Source organism: Photobacterium pectinilyticum (genome assembly GCF_024357955.1).
In the GTDB taxonomy this organism is placed as follows: Bacteria; Pseudomonadota; Gammaproteobacteria; order Enterobacterales; family Vibrionaceae; genus Photobacterium; species Photobacterium pectinilyticum.
Genome location: NZ_JANEYT010000140.1, coordinates 1 through 5,796, shown reverse-complemented (window position 1 = coordinate 5,796; position 5,796 = coordinate 1). Strand labels below are relative to the sequence as shown.

Here is a 5,796-nt window from a genome sequence, read left to right as displayed (position 1 = left end):
TGTCTCTATTTGAATGAAAGCAACATCATAAGTTTGGTGTCAGCTTAATTGAATGTGAGGTTTATGGGGCGGATACGGCGGATACGGTGAATACTTCAAGATTGTTGGAATGTATCGCGCAATGCTAGTTAAACCGTTTGGTTGAAGTAGCCGCGAAAAAGCAAAATTAGCTTAGTCAATCCAAAACTCCCTGTTGTCTAAGGCTTATTGACTCAAGGGGAAACACGGAAGTGCCCCGAAATGTGCTAGACCTGAATTTAATTTGCTTTTAACTATCGTGATTAGACATATTTTTTCTAATATCATGATGGTTACGAAACCAGTGTTGAATTGCGCCCACAAGCAGCACATGAGCATGTAAGTTATCACAGTCATCGATATAACAGCCCTTAAGCGAAAGCCCGTTTTATCAACATGCTCTTGGAGAATGGTCTCACGACCATCGAATAACTTACGAAACCTTTGAGTGCTTGGGCTGTGACCAACTTAGTTGAGCCCCTAGCCTTTGACCCGTCAACTCAATATATTTATGAGTATAGCGAGATAACAAAACACTCAGAACCAAGATAAGTAGCACACCCAAATTGTTTGCCACAGTACTACCAAAGTTCATGTACCTCACACCATCAATCACAGGCATCATTTCAATCGCTATATACTCATCCCAAATGGTGAGCATCGCCCTAAAGTAAAGCAATAAAACCCCATGAGTGAGATATACTGAATAAGAAAGAACACCTAATGTCTGCATGGATTTCTTCATCAGTAATTCAGAGAAAAAACCACTCTCGAAAGCCAACAGCAACACGGCAAGCATGAATAAGGCAGACACAACAATAGAGCGATAATCATGTTTGAATTGAATCGCGGCAATTATCGTTACCAATAGCACCAACTCTAGAAATGATGCAGTTTTGTACGACAAACTCACTTTTGACACTGTTAAATATACGGTGTAAAAAAACGCCCCACCAAAGAAGCAAGAAAGCCCTCGTAATACCTCGCTGGGAATAAAGCCTAATTTTGTAAACAAAAATCCAAATGCGACTAGAGAAATCACTATCCAGCTCAGAACTTGGTGTGCTCGAAACGTGACAATGGAGAAGAAGAGCAAGGCATACATGTAAAATTCAATACTGATACTCCATGATGACCCATTAAAGCTCACACTATTAAAGCTAGAGGACCAAGATTGTATGAGCAGTAGATGAGGGATGATTTCGTCAACGGCATACTTTGCCGTAAAAGGCTCAATGCCAAAGTTAAGGCCGTAAACAGAATTCACAAACATATGAATGAACTGGTAAAGCACGACCAAGGCAAACATCGCGATATGCAATGGATACAATCTAAAAAATCGTGCCTTCATAAAATGACTAAAGCAAGAAGCGTCTTTTACTTGGAATCGATGCGCAAGTACAAAACCACTTAACACAAAGAAGAACTCGACAAAAAGAAAGCTGCCCCTGAAGAAATCAAGACCTGTTACCGAGTCTAGCCAGTCCATGTGGAACACCACCACGGCTAACGCACATACGCCTCTGAGTCCATCTAAGGCGTAAAATCTCTCTTTCATATGAAAACTCAGATAGTCAATAAATAATACAAAATGATAATTAAGAGAAACCTGTTGGTAAACGTAGCCTGACTGGAAGTGTGGATTAGCTCAAAGAAGCATTGTGTTATTTGTAGGACTCAGCTTAAGAAGGTCCACGCCCTATGAACCCACGGGGCGATATTACTATTGATCTTCACCATTGATACTGGACACAAAGTTAACGACTTTCCATACCTGTAGTTATTCATGAATAGCTAATATTAGTGAAAGCTGTAGCTCATTTATGTCCATAAGTAAGCTTGAGTCATTAACAAATATCGTCATTAACAAATATCGGGTAGAGCGTTTCCTGCATGTTTTCTCTGCCTCGCGTGGTGGACAATAGAGCCGGTCTTGGTCACCGACAGTCCCTATGCCAGCTGGCCAGGCTTAAGGCATTTGGGGCAGATATAGCCTTCTATGAGTGGCCAACTGACATTGCAGCTATAGCAATGGCGGACTTTGCCTTGACTTGAGCGTGGAGTAAAGCCTTCAAGGCCAGTTTGGCTTTGTTGGGCTGCCTTATCATTATCATATTGTAGCTTTTTGATACGGTAGTCGAGTTTGCGCAGGGCGTGATCTTTGGCCTTGTTGAATCTCGGGTGATTAAGCCACGTTTTTGCTTCTAGATTGCACTCAATGTGTTCTTTCAGTAACGCTTTTAATGAGTCGCCATGCTTCATTGTGTTGGTGGTAAACTGCTCGTGTATGCGAGTTAAATCGATAGCGATAGCGCCAAAGGAGGAGTAGTTTTTGTCGAGCAGTTCAAAAGGTGCTGGGCGATCTGGATGTGTCAGATAGATGCAGAAATCAACACCTTTGACGGATCCCTTTACATCAACGACGACATTTTGGAAGTGCTCTTCCAATTCAATACCTCCCAGGGTAATGCTACTGGCTGGGGTCACTTTGAATGTTTCGGCTAGGTACCCAACTGAGGCATACGCCTCTGCTAATACCGAATCGGTGTAAGAGGGCAAGCAGATACTCATTTCGGACTCGATGAGTTGCCGGGCCATCATTCTCACAGAATGATAAAAACTGTATTCACACTGGTTAGTGGTGTTTTCAAAAGTGTGCCTTGAGGCATGCCTGAAGTGCCAGGCTCTATCTTCCCCTTTGATAGCTTGGAGTTTTTGCGAACAGCTGGGACAGACACAATGACAGGCTGAGCCTCTGTCTACCTCACTTACATCGACGAGTTCATTTGACTCCTCTGATAAGCCAAATGGGATAAGCGTCACTGCCATCTTTACTCTCCTTGAACGGTGTAGGTGTATTTTAAACGGCTGGCTTTCAATGGTAAACAAACCAACAAAGAGGAAAAGCCCAATCATTTGAATTGGGCTGGTAATAGTTAGATTGTCCAAAAACGAGTTACGAAGCCTCAGTAATGATTGTGATCACCATGGTATTCTGTCGTATCGTAACTACCAAGGAAGTTCGATGAGACTGATTCTCATCCCTTGATGCTAAACAGTATAGAGAAAACGAAAGAAAGTTTCTTTCAGTAACAACAGAGGCAGCGACTACAAATCACAAAATTATCAACTTATGGTTGCTTCACCCAATATCAAGATATGGTTGTTTTTTCTTAAGGTACTGAGTTAATAAATTTTTTCATTATCACTTTATGGTTGTATCAACCATAAATTATATCTATAGCTGTTAGAACTATACTAAAAGCTACATAAAGCCAGAGTGAGAGATTGATCTTACTCTGGCTTTTTCATTAGATCGATAGTGAAACCTGTACTATACATACTAAAAGATCATATCGAACGAGTGGAGCGACCTAACCAGTTAATTTTCCAGCTTGGTATAAAGACATGTAATAAAATCACTAAATGTCTGTACATATAGCAAACGTAACTTGTTCTAATCGTAACAAGCCACGCCACCCGACTAGAATATATGTTGGCTAAAAGTTAAAGCCGTAATAATCGCCAGAGGAATGGAAAACAATATAGCAAGGGCGATATCGTCCGAATCAGATTGGTAACGACATGACAAGACATAACTGATAATAGCGATAGGCATGGCTCCTTGAATAACAAATACTTTTGCGTCAAGCGTTGAAACCGGCGAGTACTGAATAACAACGACGGCAACCATCGCGCCAAGTAGAACTCGCATTACTGCAAGCATTGCAGGTTTATAAGCCTTACATAAATTATAAAACTTTAATCGACTGACAGTGCAGCCGAGCTGCATCAACATCAAAGGTACGGTAATACTGCCAACCATATCCAATGACTGCATGACTGACGGGTTTAATTCAATCTCAGCTAGTGTGAGCAACGCCCCAAAGACCAAAGCCATCACCGGCATATTGCGCAATAACGCTTGGGGCGACATTGAGCCTGAATAACAGCCCACTCCGAGTGTAAAGTGGCTGATCTGTACCACAGACGAGATCACCAACGCTGGCGCCGCAGCTTGTGGACCCAATAATGCAATACAAACCGGCACACCAATATTGCCCGTATTCGGGTTCACGATCGCTGGCAGGTACTGACGAATAGGTTGGCGGCTGAAATAAAGAACGGCAGCGCCAATGATTGCCATAGCAACAAGGTATACCAAGGTAGCAATCACTAACTGCCCCATGGTAGCAAAGCTCATATTCATTTGTAGTACGGCGTGTAGCATCATGCAGGGAATACCAACGGTTGTCACCAAATTGGGAATGACTGGGGTATCAAATAAGTCTGTTTTGTTATCGAGGAGCGCCCCCGTAGCCATGATAGATAGCAGAGGAAATAAGAGTTCAAAAAGCATGACGTCTGGGGTCTCGTTCCGTGATTTATCGAAGGGTTACAGCAGATGTTGATGCAACGAAATGTGAATCGTTATAATATCAAACACATAATGTGCTTAATATGCGTTAATAATGAAGACTGAGAATACGATTCGTGAACAATACCCATTACCACAAGATCTAAACGTTCTGCTGACCGTTGCCGCTAAAGGAAGCTTTGCCGAGGCTGCGCGGCATCTAGGTCAGTCTCCGGCCTATATCAGTAAGCGAATTGCGACGCTAGAAAAAACGCTTCAAACCCAACTCTTGCATCGAACAACGCGCCAGTTAACGTTCACAGAAGAGGGAGTATCCGCTCTCGACTGGGCTACACGTGTAATAGATAACCTTGACGATATGGTCACTGAATTGTCTAAGACCAAGGAGAACCCACGTGGCCAGCTACACATTTGCAGTAGCTTTGGGTTTGGCCGTGCTCATGTCGCTCCAGCGTTGGCCGAGCTAAGTGCCGGCTACCCTGAGCTCGATATTCACTTCGACGTATTTGATCGCAATGTTGACCTCATTGCCGAAGGGTTTGATGTTGAAATTTATATCGGCGACCAGCTACCGCCACAATATATCTGTAAACAACTCGCCAGCCATGAACGAATCCTCTGCGCAACCCCCGACTATTTACGCCGCTACGGCACACCACAAACCATTGATGAACTTGCCAATCACCAATGCCTAACGATCAAGGACCGCCACCTTATTAATGGAAGCTGGCAGCTTGACCATTGCGAGGGTGGGAAAAAATCAGTCAAGATCAACGGAACACTCACCTCAAATAATGGCGATATTGTGCGTCAATGGGCCTTGAATCATCGAGGGATCATGCTGCGGGCATATTGGGACGTAAAGCAGTTGATTGAGCAAGGGACATTAGTTCAGATACTGCCGCACTACACGCAGCCTGCAAACATCTGGGCGGTCTACCCTAAACGTTTATCAACATCGGCAAAAACACGTGTCTGCGTTGAGTTTCTTGCTAAGCGTTTTCAAAGTTTGTCGAAGTAAAATGATCATATCAAAAAGGACATGAACTACCGCACAGTCAACGAAGATGTCGTAGGTGCATAAACTCGTTTAAAGGCGATCCTCCTGCTTTATCGTCGTTAGATGCCCGCTATGGTGCGGAGAGCGTAGTGATCACGAAAGAGGATTGGACAATCTCTTTTCAGCTCTCGTGCCTTTTGGCTACAGCGTGAATATGAGTGTCGCCTATCCGACAAAGTTAAGCTAAGTTATATCTTTATCTTTGACCGCCATTAACTGAGTAAATGACTTTCAAAAGTGAAATATTAACTTACCCACTTTGGGTTTATATAGTATTGACGACTACGTCTGAGAAGAGCATTCTTTTACCTGATTACCACCGATTAAACTTAAAACAGAA

The 5,796-nt window shown here is 43.1% G+C and carries 4 protein-coding genes; 1 reads left to right on the top strand and 3 read right to left on the bottom strand.

What is annotated here, in order from left to right:
* Nucleotides 1-451: 451 nt before the first annotated feature.
* From NHN17_RS25275 to NHN17_RS25265, 3 genes are all read right to left on the bottom strand, one after another.
* On the bottom strand, nucleotides 452-1,576 hold the full coding sequence (locus NHN17_RS25275) for an acyltransferase family protein (protein WP_255045435.1): 1,125 nt from the start codon (nucleotides 1,574-1,576) through the stop codon (nucleotides 452-454).
* Nucleotides 1,577-1,968: 392 nt separating this feature from the next.
* A complete protein-coding gene (locus NHN17_RS25270) occupies nucleotides 1,969-2,847 on the bottom strand; it encodes a competence protein CoiA family protein (RefSeq protein WP_255045434.1) in 879 nt (292 codons plus the stop codon).
* Between the two features lie 655 nt (nucleotides 2,848-3,502).
* Complete coding sequence (locus NHN17_RS25265; protein ID WP_255045433.1) at nucleotides 3,503-4,378, bottom strand: AEC family transporter; 876 nt, start codon at nucleotides 4,376-4,378, stop codon at nucleotides 3,503-3,505.
* A 112-nt stretch (nucleotides 4,379-4,490) separates the two neighbouring features.
* Here NHN17_RS25265 and NHN17_RS25260 point away from each other — a divergent pair, with 112 nt between their 5' ends.
* Nucleotides 4,491-5,417, top strand: coding sequence for a LysR substrate-binding domain-containing protein (locus NHN17_RS25260; protein ID WP_255045432.1), 927 nt, complete (start codon nucleotides 4,491-4,493; stop codon nucleotides 5,415-5,417).
* Nucleotides 5,418-5,796 lie beyond the last annotated feature (379 nt).